This window comes from Bradyrhizobium sp., assembly GCF_004799445.1.
GTDB lineage: Bacteria > Pseudomonadota > Alphaproteobacteria > Rhizobiales > Xanthobacteraceae > Bradyrhizobium.
In genome coordinates, this window is the sequence record NZ_SSNA01000168.1 from 21423 (window position 1) to 35335 (window position 13913).

Genomic DNA, 13913 nt, shown 5'->3' on the forward strand with positions numbered 1-13913 from the left:
GACATGACCCAAAGTCCGCACATAATCATTGTCGACGACGAGGCGCCGGCCCGCGAGATGGTCGGCGACTATCTCAAGATGCACGGCTTTACGGTGACGCTTTGCGACGGCGGCAAGAGCCTGCGCGGGGCGATCGAAACCACGGTGCCCGATCTCGTGGTTCTCGATCTCAATATGCCGGAGGAAGACGGACTTTCCATCATTCGCGACCTGAAAGGCCGCACCAATGTCCCGGTCATCATGCTGACGGCCACGGCCAGCCCGATCGATCGCGTGGTCGGGCTGGAGCTCGGCGCCGACGATTACGTCGCAAAACCCTGTGAATTGCGCGAATTGATGGCGCGCATCCGTTCGGTGCTGAGGCGCAGCGCGCCGATCCGGGCGCAGGCCGCTGCAACCGAGGCCGGCGGTGCAAAGGCGGCGAAAGAGGCGTTGGTGCGGTTCGGAACCAAATGGCTCGACCTCGAGGCACAGGCGCTGCGCGACGACGAAGGCAATGAACATCCGCTGACCGCATCCGAATTTGGACTACTCAAGGTTTTTGCGGCGAATCCGAAGCGGGTGCTGTCGCGCGAGCGCCTGCTGGAGTTGGCCAACGCGCGTGACAGCGAAGCCTTCGATCGTGCCGTCGATCTGCGAATCATGCGAATTAGGCGCAAGATCGAGATCGATCCGACCAAACCGGCGGTGATCCGGACCATCCGCGGCGGCGGATATCTGTTTTCGCCCGCCGGCGACAAAGCCTAGCAGCGGACGGTTCGTGTAAGTTCGCTTTGCGACATAGTGACGTTTGGCACCCTTGGCAAACCGTTCCGGAGCGGAATGCGGCTTCTGGATTTCGGCGCGGCAATCCAGTAGTCACTAGCCGGCCATGCCCATGGTCAGCAATTTCGCCGGAACCACGGATAATTTGACCTGATGCTTCGTATTCTCGGCGCGATGTCGCGCCTCGCGATCCAATGCCTGCCCATCATCCTTTTCGTGTTTGGCGCATCGTCGGCAACCTCTGCTGCGGCGAGTCCCGGTATGCATCGAAAAGTCTATCTGCTGCGTGGCCTGACCAACGTCCTGTCGCCAGGGCTTGATCAACTCGCGGATGAGCTCGGCAAGAGGAATATCGACGCAACGATATCCAATCATGCATTTTGGGAGTCCCTCGCTACCGAGGCCATTCAGGATTGCAAGAGCGGCCGCGTGAGCTCCATTGTCCTGGTAGGCCATTCGCTTGGCGCCGGCGCGGCAGTCAGCATGGCAGAGCAGTTGCAGCGGGCCGGCGTCCGCGTCGCCTTGATTGTCACGCTTGACCCCGTCGCAAAGACTGCCGTTCCCGGCAACGTCCATCTTCTGAAGAATTTTTATCTTTCCAGCGGTGTCGGAACCAGGGTCGAGCGCGGCGGACATTTTCACGGCCTGCTGCAGAACGTGGACATGGGGCCCAATACCGAACTCGGACACGTCTCTTTGACGACAGCGCCCTCGATTCAAAAGCAGATCATGACGGATATTGTCGCCGCCAATTCCGGGTGCCGCTGAAGCATAGCGGCTGAAGAAGACCTCTTGAGAGTTTTACGGGCGTCGTCATCGACCGCACGCTACGCGACCGCACGGGACACGAATGCGGCGCAATTCCGGGCAACATGATCGTCGCTGTCGCGGACAGGAGCCCGACGACCTTCAGCCGTATCCAGCGTCCGGCCGACCTGTGTTTGAACGGTGAGTGCACGGATGCGAATGGTTGCCATGTCGAACAGAGTAACCTTGTTGCTTTGCGCGCTTGCCGTCGCGGGGGTCACCGCGTCGACCGCGCTAGCCGAGGAGGCAAGGTTCCAAAGCAGGCAACTCACGCCCGCCGGCGAATACACCTTCGGTATCGAGGGGCCGGCCGTCGACCAACAGGGAAATCTGTATGTCGCCAATTTTGGCAAACCGGGCACGATCGGAAAAGTGGCGGCTGGCGCCTCGCAATCGGAACTGTTCGCGATCCTGCCCGAGGGGAGCGTCGCCAACGCGATCCGCTTCGACCGCGATGGCCGCATGTTCGTCGCCGACTACAAGAAGCACAACATCTTCCTGGTCGGTCCGGACGGGAAAGACATCGCGACCTATTTCCACTCTGACGACTTCAATCAGCCCAACGACATGACGATCGCGTCGGACGGCACGATTTACGCGAGCGACCCGCATTGGAAGCAGCACGATGGGCAAATCTGGCGAATCCGGAAATCGGCCGCCGGCGAGGTCGTCGGCGAGAAGATGACCGCCGACCGCCAAATGAGCACCACCAACGGCATCGACCTCAGTCCGGACGGCAAGACGCTCTATGTCGGCGAGTCCGATACGCGAGAGATATGGTCATACCGGATCGACGGCACGCGGCTGCTTGCTCCGAGACTTTTCAAGCGGTTCGACGATTTCGACATCGACGGCCTGCGCACCGACGTCGAGGGTAATCTGCTGGTGGCGCGGATCCTCAAGGGTACCGTCGCCGTGCTCAGCCCGCAGGGAAAATTGAAGCGGGAGGTTCAGCTCAGCGCAAGACAACCGACGAACCTCGCCTTCGGCGGCGCGGATGGAAAGACGGTTTTTGTGACGCAGCGACAGGGCGGGTTCGTCGAATCGTTTCGCACCGACCATCCGGGCCGCGAGGCCTGCTTGCGGGGGTGTCCCGTGGGAAAGTAGCAAGCCAGGCCGCCCACCATACCGTCCGAACTCGGCCCTACGCAGAACTCCGTATTTGGTTCCCTCGGGGTCGCCGTCGCGGCGAAATCCACAACTTAAAATTTATCTCATTCAAATTGCTGGCTTTTCCTGCCCGAATGTTTCGTCGCCGAGGCTGCGACGAAACAATTCTCCTGCGCATGAAACCATTTTCCCCTTGCCGTGCAGACGTCCCGAAACGTTCGCTGACTATCAATCTGCCCAACGAAGCGCCGCCAAGTGGCGACAGGGGAGACTGTCATGCGAAACGTGATTGCCATCAATGCCGCAGCCCGCCAAGGCATCATCGCCGCCCAGGCGACCTCGGACGAAATGCTGCTGGAAAGTATTGCCGATGGCGGCCGGACCGCGATGCACATCCTTTACTCCCGTCACAATGTACGGGTTTACCGCTTCGTGCTGCGCATGGTGCGGGATGCCACCATGGCGGAAGACCTCGTCAGCCAGGTCTTCCTTGACGTGTGGCGCACCGCCAGCCAGTTCGAAGGGCGTTCCCAGGTCTCCACCTGGCTATTGTCCATCGCCCGCTTCAAGGCGCTGACCGCGCTGCGTCAGCGCCGGCACGAGGACATCGACCAGGAAGACATGCTTGAGATCGCCGACGATGCCGACACACCGGAAGCGTCGCTCGATCGCAGCACCACCAGCGCCATTCTGCGCGCCTGCGTTGCCAAACTGTCCCCGGCGCACCGCGAGATCATCAACCTCGTCTATTACCACGAGAAGTCGGTGGAAGAGGTCGGCGCCATCATCGGCATCCCCCAGAGCACGGTGAAAACCCGGATGTTCTATGCCCGCAAACAGCTCGCCGACCTGCTCAAGGTAGCCGGCGTCGACAGCCTGGCTGCGTGAAATCAGGCCTCGGATAGCCGGCTGAAGTTTCTTGGGCCCGAACTGACTGCAACGATCCGAGGAAGCCACCCTCTTCGGGTCGTTTGCGCGTTTGCGGATCGCCCCGAAACCAGCCGATCAGGACTCCCGTGCCACCGGCAAGAGGCGAAAATCACAAACATTCCAGCGAGATATTCGGATTGCTTGCCATCGCGCCGTCCCTGAGATTTGATGGCGCCGGTGATTTGGCAGACGGCAAAGCACGCCCGGCAACGCCAGACGACCGCGCTAAAAGGAGACGCTTGAATGACAAAATTTCGCCACCTGATCTGGATGGTGATTGCGGCAGCCGGACTGATGCTTTCGGTCTCGCACGGCCTTGCGCAGCAGCCCGATGTCGGTGACCAGCCTGGTCTTCTGCCGGACGATTCCGTTGAGCTTGATCCGGAATGGCAGAAGCAGATGGTGTATTATCGCACAACGGAAGCGCCGGGCACCATCATCATCGCCACGGCCGAACGCCATCTCTATCTGGTGCAGCCCGGCGGCCGCGCGATACGCTACGGCATCGGCGTTGGCCGCGACGGCTTCCAGTGGCAGGGATTGCTGAGTATCGCGAGAAAAGCGGAATGGCCGGACTGGACACCGCCGCCGGAGATGATCGAGCGCCAGCCTTATCTGCCGCGCTTCATGGCCGGCGGGCCCGGCAATCCGCTCGGCGCGCGGGCGATGTATCTCGGCACCACCGTCTATCGCATTCACGGCACCAACCGGCCGGATACGATCGGCACCAAGGTGTCGTCCGGCTGCTTCCGGCTGGTCAACACCGACGTCGCCGACCTCTACGATCGTGTCCCGGTGGGCACCAAGGTTGTCGTGCGGCAGAAGCCGGAACTGTGACCGCGACGGCTGCGTTCGCAGCCGTTCGATTTTCCCGATAGTGGTGAGAGACAAATCATGCGGACATTCCGAGGCGGCCTCCTGATTGGGCTGGCGGTCGCAGTCGCGGTCGCGGCCGTCGCCGCCGCCTATGAACTCTATGATACGCGCACCCTGAAACGGACGGTCCGTCGCGGCGAAGTGCTGTGCGGCGTCAACAAGGGCCTGCCCGGCTTCTCGATCCCCGACGACAAGGGCAACTGGACTGGCTTCGACGTCGACTTCTGCCGGGCGGTCGCGGCCGCCATCTTCAACGACCCCAACAAGGCAAGGTTCATTCCGCTCGACGCCAATGAGCGCTTCAAGGAACTGCAAAGCCGCAAGGTGGATATTCTTTCGCGCAACTCGACCTGGAGCATGTCGCGCGAGGAGAACTACGACCTTTATTTTCCGGCGGTCGCCTATTATGACGGCCAGGGATTCATGCTGCCGCGCTTGCGCAAAATCGATTCCGCGCTCGACCTCAACGACAGCAAGGTCTGCGTGCAGGAGGCGACGACGACGCAACTCAATCTTGCGGACTACTTCCGCACCAACAACATGAAATACCAGGAGATCAAGTTCGGTAAACTGGACGATGTCATCAAGGCCTATGAATCCGGGCAATGCGACACGCTCACCGCCGACGTCTCCCAGCTTTATGCGCTGCGGTTGAACCTCGGCAAGCCAGGCGATCACGTCATCCTGCCCGACGTCATTTCAAAGGAGCCGCTGGCGCCTGTCGTGCGCCAGCGCGACGACGACTGGATGATGATCGTGAAGTGGACGCTCTACGCCATGATCAACGCCGAGGAGCTCGGCGTCACCTCAAAGAACATCGACGAGGCGCTGAAGTCGAAGAAGCCGGACGTGATGCGGCTGGTTGGCACCGAAGGCAGCTACGGCGAAGATCTCGGGCTGACGAAGGATTGGGCCGCCCGCATCATCCGTCACGTCGGCAATTACGGCGAGGTCTATGAGCGCAATGTCGGATCGGAATCCAGGCTGAAGATTCCGCGCGGGCTCAACCAGCTCTGGAGCGCCGGCGGCATCCAGTACGCACCGCCGATCAGGTGATGGCCTTCGGGCTCGTCATTGCGAGGAGCGCAGCGACGAAGCAATCCAGTCTTTTCGTTGCTCTGGATTGCTTCGCTTCGCTCGCAATGACGGGTTAATACCCCTTCATCCGTGCCAATTGGTCGGCGTGGAAATTGCTGTCACCGAACATTTCCTGGCAGACCCGCGCCCGCTTCATGAAGAAGCCGATGTCGAACTGGTCGGTCATGCCCATGCCGCCATGCATCTGCACGCCTTCCTGGACCGCCAGTGTCGCGGTTGACCCCGCGCGCGCCTTGGCGACCGCCACCGCTGCTGCGGCATGTTCAAAATTCGCATCCAGCGTCTGCAACGCCTTCAGCACCGTGGCGCGGGTGATCTCGATCTCGATATAAAGCTGCGCGGCGCGGTGCTGCAGCGCCTGAAATTCGCCGATCGCCTTGCCGAATTGCCTGCGCTCCCTGAGGTAGTTGACGGTTCGCCCGAACACCTCCTCGGCGACGCCGACCATCTCGGAGGCGACCGCGCCGCGGCCGATGTTGAGCACGCCTTCCAGCAAAACCCCGCCCTGGTCGACGTCGCCGAGCACGCTATCGGCGTTGACCTCGACGTTATCGAACTTGATCCGCGCCGCATTGTGCGAATCGACCATCGCGGTGCGTTCGACATCAATGCCTTTGGCTTTGGGATCGACCAGGAACAAGGTCAGCCCATCGCGCTCGCCGGCCGCGCCCGCGGTGCGCGCCGCCACGATCAGAAGGCCGGCGGTATGGCCATCGATCACGAAGGCCTTGTCGCCAGCCAGCCTGAAGCCGTTGCCGGAACGCACCACCTGCATCCTTGTCATCAATGGGCGATGTTTTGTCCCTTCGTCGATGGCGAGCGAAGCGAGCAAGGAACCGTCGGCGATCCCGGGCAAATGCTCGGATTTCTGCGCGGCGCTGCCGCCGCGCGACAGCGCGGAAGCCGCCAGCACGGACGTGCTGAGAAACGGCGACGGCATCAGGTTGCGGCCGATCTCTTCCATCACCACGCCGGCCTCGACGCAGCCCAGGTCGCTGCCGCCGAATTCCTCCGGCACCAGCAAGCCGGAAAATCCCATCTCGGCGAAGGTCTTCCACAGCTCGCGGGAAAATCCGGTCGCGTCTTTGGCGTCGCGCAGCTGTCGCAGATGCGACACCGGCGCCTTGTCGCTGATAAGGCCACGCGCGCTGTCGCGCAGCATGGATTGTTCTTCGGTGAGGACGAGGGCCATGGGAGGTTCCGTTTAGACAGTTATTTCCAGGTTGTCATTCGGGGGCGCGAGTGAAACGAGCGAACCCGGAACCCTACGCCCGATGGTGGTTGTGGATTCCGGGCTCGCGACTTCGTCGCGCCCCGGAATGACGGCTTGCGGTGGCCGGCGGCCTCACGCCCCTGGCAGATCGAGAATCCGTTTGGCCACGATTCCGAGCATCACCTCCGAGGTGCCCCCCTCGATCGAATTGGCCTTGGTGCGCAGCCAGGCGCGCGGCCGGGCGCCGCCCTTCGAGCGCTCGCTCTCCCATTCCAGGGCATCGATGCCGCCCGCGGACATCAATATCTCGTAGCGGCGCTTGTTGAGCTCGGTGCCGTAATATTTCATCGCCGAGGAAAACGCCGGATGCCCCTCGCCCGCCTTGGCCAGGTCGACCGCGCGCTCGGCGGCGCAAGCCAGCGCCGCCTCGTCGATCTCGAAGGCGGCGATTTGTCCACGCAGGATCGGATCCTCCAGCCGGCCGTGCTCGTCGGTGCCGACCGAGTCCGCGGCGATCTGCCCGAGCGGCCGGCCAACGCCGCGTTCACCCATGCCCGATATCATCGCACGCTCATGCTGCAGCAGATATTTGGCCACGTCCCAACCCCGGTTGATCGTGCCGACCACATTCGCCTTCGGCACCCGGACATCGTCGAAGAAGGTTTCGCAGAATGGCGACCGGCCCGAGATCAGGAGAATAGGCTTGGTCGAGACGCCGTTTGAAGCCATGTCGAACAGAATAAAACTGATGCCGTCGTGCTTCTTGGCCGCCGGATCGGTCCGCACCAGGCAGAAGATCCAGTCGGCGTAATTGGCATAGGAGGTCCAGATCTTCTGGCCGTTGATGATGAAATCGTCGCCATCGCTTTCGGCGCGGGTTTGCAGCGACGCAAGATCCGATCCGGCGTTCGGTTCGGAATAGCCCTGGCACCAGCGGATCAGGCCCGCCGCAATCCTGGGCAGGTGCTCCTTCTTCTGCGCGTCGGTGCCGTATTTGAGCAGGGCCGGACCGAGCATGGAGATGCCGAACGAGGTCAGTGGCTGGCGCGCGCCGAGCGCGGCCATCTCCTGGCGCACGATCTTTGTCTGTTCGGGATCGAGGCCGCCACCGCCGAATTCTTTCGGCCAATGCGGCACGGTCCAGCCCTTGTCGCGCATCCGCTCGAACCAGACGCGCTGCGGCTCGGATGAGAATGTGGTGTTTCGGCCGCCCCAGAAGGTATCTTCCTCCGAGGTCATTGGCCGCCGCATCTCCGGCGGGCAATTGGCCTCCAGCCAAAGGCGGGTTTCGCGGCGAAATTGTTCCAGATCGGACATCGGCGTTTCCGTTGTTGTTTGGCGGACCTTAGCCCGCGCTTGAGGGAATTCAATATGTCTCGGACGCCGCCCATGCAGCCGCGGGATGTGGCCCTGATCGCCAATTCCGTGTATGCGCAGAGCCGCGAGCGATTGAAAAACAAGAGGAAACCCAAATGCGGCTGAAGTTGCTTTCGCCTGGCGAAATGAGCGCAGACCAAAAACAGACCTACGATGAATCCATCGCCGGCAAGCGCGGCGCCCCGCCGGCGCCGATGATGGCCTGGCTCAACAGCCCGGAGATGGCGCGTCACGCCACGCGCCTGGGCGGCGTTTTGCGGTTCGATACGATGTTTCCGGCCGAACTGTCCGAGATCGCCATCCTGGTGACCGCGCGGCACTGGACCTCGCATTACGAATGGTATGCGCACAAGCGGCTCGCGCTCAAAGGCGGCATGGACCCCAAAATCATCGAGGACATCCGAGACCGCCGCACGCCGCATTTCGATGACCCCACGGGCCAGATGATCTACGACGTCGCCAAATCGCTGCACGAGGGTCACGGGTTGACCAAGGCCCTCTACGAGGAGGCCGTAAAAGTCCTCAGCGTGCGCGGTCTGGTCGAAATCGTTGGCCTGTGCGGCTATTACACCATGGTCTCGATGACGCTAAACACGTTTGAATTTGACCTGCCGGAGGGACAAGTGTCCGAGCTTGCGTAGCGGGCGCCCGCTGCATAGATCGTCACGCAGCAACCAGCGCATCCGGAGCGACCATGCCTGAAAATCCACCTGTCATCGCGGGAACGCGGATCGGGCATGTCCACCTCAAGGTGGCCGATCTCGATCGCGCGCTGGGTTTCTATTGCGGCGTGCTCGGTTTCGAATTGACGCAACGCCTGAACTCCGGCGCGGCGTTCATTTCGGCCGGCGGCTATCATCACCATATCGGCCTGAACACCTGGGAAAGCAAAGGCGGCCATCCGCCACCCCCGGGAACGACCGGGCTGTTTCACACGGCCATTCTTTACCCGACCCGCGCTGCGCTGGCGGACGCGCTGCACCGCGTGATGGATGCGGGAATCCAGCTCGATGGCGCCAGCGACCATGGCGTCAGCGAAGCGCTCTATCTGCGCGACCCCGACGAGAACGGCGTCGAACTGTATTGGGACCGGCCGGAAGCGCAATGGCCGCGCAAGCCCGACGGCTCGCTCGCGATGTTCACGCACCGGCTCGATCTCGAGGATCTGCTTCGGCAGCGCGTGGCGTAGCCCTCATGGTGAGGAGGCGCTCTTGCGCCGTCTCCGGACGATGCTCCGCATCGCCTTGAGAACCATGAGGCCCGTGACCCATCCTTCGAGACGCGGTCTGCCGGCCGCTCCTCAGGATGAGGTCCCGCCCCGTCCCCGCACCATGATCAAGACGGCAGCGATCAGTTCGAGCCCGATGCAGCCGTAGAACGGCAGGGTGTAGCTGCCGGACGCATCGCGCAGCAGGCCAACGATGCCCGGCCCGAACGCATAGGTAACCTGGGTGATCGCCGTGGCCAGGCTGATCAGCACGCCAAACGAGCGCGGGTCGAATTCGCGCTGGATGATCAGGGAAGGCAATGTAATCATATTGCCGACCGAGAACCCAAACAGCGCGCAGGCCGCGATCAGCAGCACTTCGTTGCGCGAATTGATGATGACCGCCAGCGCCACGGCCTGACTTGCAAACGATAGCGCGGACGCCAGCCGCTGGTTGAGCCGGTCGATCACGGTAGAGAACAAGACCCGCCCCACCACCGCCATCGCCGTCAGCACCGCGACCGCGACGGCCGCGTGTTCGCGTCCGATCAAGGGATCGAGAAAGCTGATCAGATGGACGACGAACCCGACCTGCGCGCACAGCACCAGCGCGAACGCGATCGATACGGTGAGGAATGCAACGTCGCGGAGCGCCAGCGCGCGTATCCGCGATGCGGACGCGGCTTCCGGAACCGGCAATTCCGTTTCGACCCGGCAATCCGGTGGCCGGCCGACAAAAATAACAATGACAGGAATTGTCAGCACGAGCATCGCGATCGCCGCCGACATCATGGCGCCGGCAAACCCGAAACGATCGATCGCGACCACCAACAGCGGCACCCCGATAATGCCGCCGAAGCTTGCGCCGTTCAGCGCCAGGCTGATCGCCATGCCGCGCTTCTTGTCGAACCACAGACCGAGCGTGTTGGTGATGACGCCTATGCTGGTGCCTGCCCAACCCAACGCAAGCACGGCATCGGCGGCATAAAGCTGCCAGAGCTCGGTGACCCGGCCAATCAGCACGGCGGCGGCCGCCATCGCACATACGCCCGCCAGCAGGCAATTGCGCGGACCCAGGATGCGGATCGCCTCGCTGACGGAGACGATCAGCAACGCACCGAATAGATAGAAGAAGGTCGTGGCGGACGAGATCAGGGAAGTTGGCCAGCCGCGCAGACGGTGCAATTCGGCGACATAGACGGTCTGGCCGTAGAAGCCGAGACCCCAGCCGAAGATGGCCACCAAAAAGCACACCGCGACGATCCGCCAGCCGTCGTAGCGGATGGATGTTTCGTCGACGGCGGTGGGACTGGACGCTTCCATGCGAGTCTTTGCCCGGGATCAGACACCGCACGCTAGCGGATGGCAGATCGCAAAGCTTCGTCCATTACCGAAGCGTGCGATCGGAAGATCAGGTGACGATCTTGGTCGGATCGTAGAAGAAGCGCTCGCAGAATATCCTGTCGCCGCGCCATTCCTGCAAACTCACCTCGTCGAACCGGCCCACCTGGCCGGATTTGTCGGTCAATTCGAAATTCCAGTGGATGGCGACGTGGTCGCCCTCGACCACCGACGATACCGCCTTGGAATAAACGTGCGACATCCGCGCCAGGACACCGCGCTCGTGGGCGACCAGCACATCGCGGCCGACGCGCGGCGGCGCCAAGTTCTCCTGCATGCTGGAATCCTCGGTGTAATAGCGTTCGATCGCGCCGGCATGGTCGCCGGCTTCGACGACCGCAATGAACTCATCGAGACGGGCTCGCGACGGCATCAAAGACCTCCTCCAACATTTCGGGCGAAAGCTTGGTTCAGGATCAAATGCTTGGATCAGGAAATTCCGGAACCTGCTGCAAGGCCGCCCGCCGCTTCGCAAACGAAGCCGCCGCCAGCACCGCCAATCCCAACAGCACCGGCGGATACACCACCAGGTTCACCGCGGACCAGCCATAATTCGCCAACAGCTGGCCGGAGGAAAACGAGCCCAGCGCCATCATGCCGAAAATCAGAAAGTCGTTGAAGGCCTGAACCTTGTTGCGCTCCTCTGGCCGGTGCGTCTCCAGCACCAGCGCGGAAGCCCCGACGAAGCCGAGATTCCAGCCGATACCGAGCACGATCAGGGTAGCCCAGAAATGCATGGCCGTAATGCCGGACAGGCCGATGGTGGCGCCGGCGGCTTCGAGCAGCAGGCCCGCTGCGACGATTCTTGGCGCGCCAAATCGTGCGATCAGCGAGCCGGTAAAGAAGCTCGGCCCGTACATCGCAACGATATGCCACTGGATACCGAAATTTGAATCGCTGACGCCCAATCCGCACATTTTCATCGCCAGCGGCGCCGACGTCATCACGAGATTCATCGTGGGATAGCTGATGACGCCACACAGCGCCGCCGCGATGAATCGCGGCTGCCGTACGATCTCGAACAGCGGACGGCCCCGATGCAGATCCGATGGGGCGGGTTTCGGCGCATCGACGCCTGCGAGAACGGCCATTGCGACCAGCGCTATGATGGCCTGCACCACGAAGCTGAAGGCGAACAGATAGGGCGACCAGACATCCATCGTCCATTGCACGAGCTGCGGGCCAAGCACCCCGGCGAACACCCCGCCGGCCATCACCCACGACACCGCCCGCGGGCGATACGCCGCGCTCGCGCCGTCGGCGGCCGCAAAGCGGTAGGATTGCGACACCGCGCCATAGAGTCCGCCGAGGAATGTCGCACAGCAAAACAACGGAAACGAACCGCGCAGGATCGCGAAGGCGCCGAGCAAGCCGGTCAGCACGCCGCAGCCGGTGCCGATGATGAAGGCGACGCGGCGTCCAAAGGCACGCGAGATGGCGCCGGTCGGCAGGGTGCCGGCAGCAAGCCCCACCACATACATCGACAGCGGGACGGTCGCGAGCGAGATGCTAGGGGCCAGCGTCGCTCCGACAATCGAGCCGGTGGCGAAAATGACCGCCGAGTTCGCACCGGTCAGCGCCTGCGCCGCAGCCAGGCGCAGCACGTTGGAACGGACGCGGGCATCGCCGGAAATTCCGTCAGCAGCGGTCATGTCGATCATCGGCTGTTTCCACCCAAAAGGCGGCCGGATAGGTCGGGGCCTTGTTGATTCCTCGTACCATGCAGGGAGGCCCAAGCTCAATCAACCGACGCGAACGGGCAAGCGCCATGCAATGTCGCTCAGGCCGTGTTTGATCGGCCGAACACCAGAATGAGATTGTTGGCCGGCATCTCGGCGATATCGACAAGCCGCAAACCGGCACTCGCAGCCAGCTCTTCGAGGGCCTCGATATCGCGCACGCCCCATTCGGGATTTCCTTCACGAAGACTTGAGTCGAACGCCGCATTGCTGACGGCGGTATGCTCGCCGCCGCGCTTGAACGGACCATAGAGAAACAGCCGCCCGTCGGGGCGCAGGTAGCGCCCGGCGCCGGCCAACAATCCCTCGGTAACGCGCCACGGCGCGATATGGATGACATTGGCGCAGAACACCGCCAGCAATGCGCCGGGGCCGCTCCCGTCGTGCATCTCCGGGCACCAGGAGGGATCCGACAAATCGATCCGCAACGGGATGCGAAGATTCGGAAGCTGCGCATGCGCGCGCCAGGCTTCGATGCTTTTCAGATGCTGCGGATTGAGATCGCTCGGCCACCAGGTGATTTCGGGAAGATGGCGGGCGAAATCGACCACGTGCTGGCCGGTGCCGCTGCCGACCTCAACCACATCGCCGGTTTTGCCGGCAAGGAATTGCTGCAGCACGGCCCGGATCGCCTGATGGTTGCGGTGGAATGCCGGCGCGTCGAGCCGGCCATCGGGTTCGACTGGCCGGCCATCCTTGCCGAACTCAACGACATATTCAGCCACGCCAGACTCCCGGATAGTTTGGATGGACGGAATATTCGACGTTTCCCCGGTGCGCCGCAAGGTCGCGCCGGCACGCTGATTCGCCGCCCGCGTTGTCAGCTGATAGCGTTTATGGCTCGACCAGCTATATTCAGGGCCAATGATCGTGGGAACCGCGCCTTGACCGACCATTCCGCGGCAAAATCTGGGCCGTTGCCGGCACTCGCATGGGCGCTCATGATCGGCACTGCCGTGCCGGTAACGACGGCCAGCGCCCAATCGGGCGCGGCCGACGGTCAAAGACTGGCTTTCGATCGCGGCAAGGGAAACTGCCTGAGCTGTCACGAGATCAAGGGCGGCGATCTTCCCGGCACCATCGGGCCGGCGCTGAAGGATATCCAAAGCAAGTATCCTGACCGCAACGATCTCGTCGCCATCCTCACCGATGAAACCAGGCGCAATCCGCAAACCGCCATGCCCCCATTCGGGCGGAATCGCATTTTGACCGAACAGGAAATCAACGCGATCGTGGATTTCCTGCAGACGCTATAATGGTACGCGATTTAGGAGACTTGGGATGACGACCCCTGACAATGGTTTTCCGGCCACGCGGCGGCTGATCCTCAAAGGCGCGGGCACGGTCGCGCTGGCAAGCCTCGGCATTGTCTCATTAAGCCGCACCAAGG

15 protein-coding genes are annotated in these 13913 nt (G+C 62.4%); 8 read left to right on the forward strand and 7 right to left on the reverse strand.

The window, feature by feature from the left end:
- Window positions 1-3: 3 nt before the first annotated feature.
- The gene (locus E8A46_RS21605; protein ID WP_291565645.1) at window positions 4-747 is read left to right on the forward strand and encodes a response regulator; all 744 of its coding nucleotides are present in this window, start codon (window positions 4-6) and stop codon (window positions 745-747) included.
- 114 nt (window positions 748-861) lie between these two features.
- Here the strand turns inward: E8A46_RS21605 and E8A46_RS21610 are convergent, their stop codons facing one another.
- Entirely contained in the window at window positions 862-1401 is a 540-nt protein-coding gene (locus tag E8A46_RS21610) for a hypothetical protein (protein WP_291565647.1), read from the reverse strand.
- A gap of 330 nt (window positions 1402-1731) precedes the next feature.
- Between E8A46_RS21610 and E8A46_RS21615 the strand changes: the two genes are divergently transcribed.
- The 4 genes from E8A46_RS21615 to E8A46_RS21630 all read left to right on the forward strand — a co-directional run bounded on the left by E8A46_RS21615 (window position 1732) and on the right by E8A46_RS21630 (window position 5544).
- A complete protein-coding gene (locus E8A46_RS21615; protein ID WP_291565678.1) occupies window positions 1732-2679 on the forward strand; it encodes an SMP-30/gluconolactonase/LRE family protein in 948 nt (315 codons plus the stop codon).
- A 279-nt stretch (window positions 2680-2958) separates the two neighbouring features.
- Complete coding sequence (locus tag E8A46_RS21620) at window positions 2959-3570, forward strand: sigma-70 family RNA polymerase sigma factor (protein WP_291565649.1); 612 nt, start codon at window positions 2959-2961, stop codon at window positions 3568-3570.
- A 285-nt stretch (window positions 3571-3855) separates the two neighbouring features.
- Complete coding sequence (locus E8A46_RS21625) at window positions 3856-4449, forward strand: L,D-transpeptidase (RefSeq protein WP_291565650.1); 594 nt, start codon at window positions 3856-3858, stop codon at window positions 4447-4449.
- A gap of 57 nt (window positions 4450-4506) precedes the next feature.
- A complete protein-coding gene (locus E8A46_RS21630) occupies window positions 4507-5544 on the forward strand; it encodes an amino acid ABC transporter substrate-binding protein (protein WP_291565654.1) in 1038 nt (345 codons plus the stop codon).
- 94 nt (window positions 5545-5638) lie between these two features.
- On the opposite strand, the gene E8A46_RS21635 is transcribed toward E8A46_RS21630, so the two are convergent.
- Both E8A46_RS21635 and E8A46_RS21640 read right to left on the reverse strand, forming a co-directional pair.
- Window positions 5639-6778 (reverse strand): acyl-CoA dehydrogenase family protein, encoded by a 1140-nt coding sequence (locus E8A46_RS21635; protein WP_291565656.1) that lies wholly within the window; start codon window positions 6776-6778, stop codon window positions 5639-5641.
- 153 nt (window positions 6779-6931) lie between these two features.
- Window positions 6932-8116 (reverse strand): acyl-CoA dehydrogenase family protein, encoded by a 1185-nt coding sequence (locus E8A46_RS21640; protein WP_291565658.1) that lies wholly within the window; start codon window positions 8114-8116, stop codon window positions 6932-6934.
- A gap of 155 nt (window positions 8117-8271) precedes the next feature.
- On the opposite strand from E8A46_RS21640, the gene E8A46_RS21645 reads away from it, so the two are divergent.
- Together E8A46_RS21645 and E8A46_RS21650 are read left to right on the forward strand one after the other, a co-directional pair.
- Complete coding sequence (locus tag E8A46_RS21645) at window positions 8272-8817, forward strand: carboxymuconolactone decarboxylase family protein (RefSeq protein WP_291565660.1); 546 nt, start codon at window positions 8272-8274, stop codon at window positions 8815-8817.
- A 53-nt stretch (window positions 8818-8870) separates the two neighbouring features.
- Entirely contained in the window at window positions 8871-9365 is a 495-nt protein-coding gene (locus E8A46_RS21650) for a VOC family protein (protein WP_291565663.1), read from the forward strand.
- A 111-nt stretch (window positions 9366-9476) separates the two neighbouring features.
- Here E8A46_RS21650 and E8A46_RS21655 read toward each other — a convergent pair whose 3' ends face one another.
- From E8A46_RS21655 to E8A46_RS21670, 4 genes are all read right to left on the reverse strand, one after another.
- On the reverse strand, window positions 9477-10706 hold the full coding sequence (locus E8A46_RS21655; protein ID WP_291565666.1) for an MFS transporter: 1230 nt from the start codon (window positions 10704-10706) through the stop codon (window positions 9477-9479).
- 88 nt (window positions 10707-10794) lie between these two features.
- Window positions 10795-11157, reverse strand: coding sequence for a nuclear transport factor 2 family protein (locus tag E8A46_RS21660; RefSeq protein WP_291565668.1), 363 nt, complete (start codon window positions 11155-11157; stop codon window positions 10795-10797).
- Between the two features lie 43 nt (window positions 11158-11200).
- On the reverse strand, window positions 11201-12445 hold the full coding sequence (locus tag E8A46_RS21665; protein ID WP_291565670.1) for an MFS transporter: 1245 nt from the start codon (window positions 12443-12445) through the stop codon (window positions 11201-11203).
- 119 nt (window positions 12446-12564) lie between these two features.
- Complete coding sequence (locus tag E8A46_RS21670; protein ID WP_291565672.1) at window positions 12565-13248, reverse strand: DUF938 domain-containing protein; 684 nt, start codon at window positions 13246-13248, stop codon at window positions 12565-12567.
- A gap of 216 nt (window positions 13249-13464) precedes the next feature.
- On the opposite strand from E8A46_RS21670, the gene soxX reads away from it, so the two are divergent.
- A complete protein-coding gene (soxX, locus tag E8A46_RS21675) occupies window positions 13465-13779 on the forward strand; it encodes a sulfur oxidation c-type cytochrome SoxX (protein ID WP_291565680.1) in 315 nt (104 codons plus the stop codon).
- The last annotated feature ends 134 nt before the right edge of the window (window positions 13780-13913 follow it).

Bases quoted from the DNA above. Each gene is read 5' to 3' on its own strand.
- E8A46_RS21655 (WP_291565666.1), bottom strand. From the start codon at position 10,706: ATGGAAGCGTCCAGTCCCACCGCCGTCGACGAAACATCCATCCGCTAC.
- soxX (WP_291565680.1), top strand. From the start codon at position 13,465: ATGATCGGCACTGCCGTGCCGGTAACGACGGCCAGCGCCCAATCGGGC.
- E8A46_RS21615 (WP_291565678.1), top strand. From the start codon at position 1,732: ATGGTTGCCATGTCGAACAGAGTAACCTTGTTGCTTTGCGCGCTTGCC.
- E8A46_RS21625 (WP_291565650.1), top strand. From the start codon at position 3,856: ATGACAAAATTTCGCCACCTGATCTGGATGGTGATTGCGGCAGCCGGA.
- E8A46_RS21605 (WP_291565645.1), top strand. From the start codon at position 4: ATGACCCAAAGTCCGCACATAATCATTGTCGACGACGAGGCGCCGGCC.
- E8A46_RS21650 (WP_291565663.1), top strand. From the start codon at position 8,871: ATGCCTGAAAATCCACCTGTCATCGCGGGAACGCGGATCGGGCATGTC.
- E8A46_RS21630 (WP_291565654.1), top strand. From the start codon at position 4,507: ATGCGGACATTCCGAGGCGGCCTCCTGATTGGGCTGGCGGTCGCAGTC.
- E8A46_RS21660 (WP_291565668.1), bottom strand. From the start codon at position 11,157: ATGCCGTCGCGAGCCCGTCTCGATGAGTTCATTGCGGTCGTCGAAGCC.
- E8A46_RS21610 (WP_291565647.1), bottom strand. From the start codon at position 1,401: ATGTCCGCCGCGCTCGACCCTGGTTCCGACACCGCTGGAAAGATAAAA.
- E8A46_RS21640 (WP_291565658.1), bottom strand. From the start codon at position 8,116: ATGTCCGATCTGGAACAATTTCGCCGCGAAACCCGCCTTTGGCTGGAG.
- E8A46_RS21620 (WP_291565649.1), top strand. From the start codon at position 2,959: ATGCGAAACGTGATTGCCATCAATGCCGCAGCCCGCCAAGGCATCATC.
- E8A46_RS21645 (WP_291565660.1), top strand. From the start codon at position 8,272: ATGCGGCTGAAGTTGCTTTCGCCTGGCGAAATGAGCGCAGACCAAAAA.
- E8A46_RS21665 (WP_291565670.1), bottom strand. From the start codon at position 12,445: ATGATCGACATGACCGCTGCTGACGGAATTTCCGGCGATGCCCGCGTC.
- E8A46_RS21635 (WP_291565656.1), bottom strand. From the start codon at position 6,778: ATGGCCCTCGTCCTCACCGAAGAACAATCCATGCTGCGCGACAGCGCG.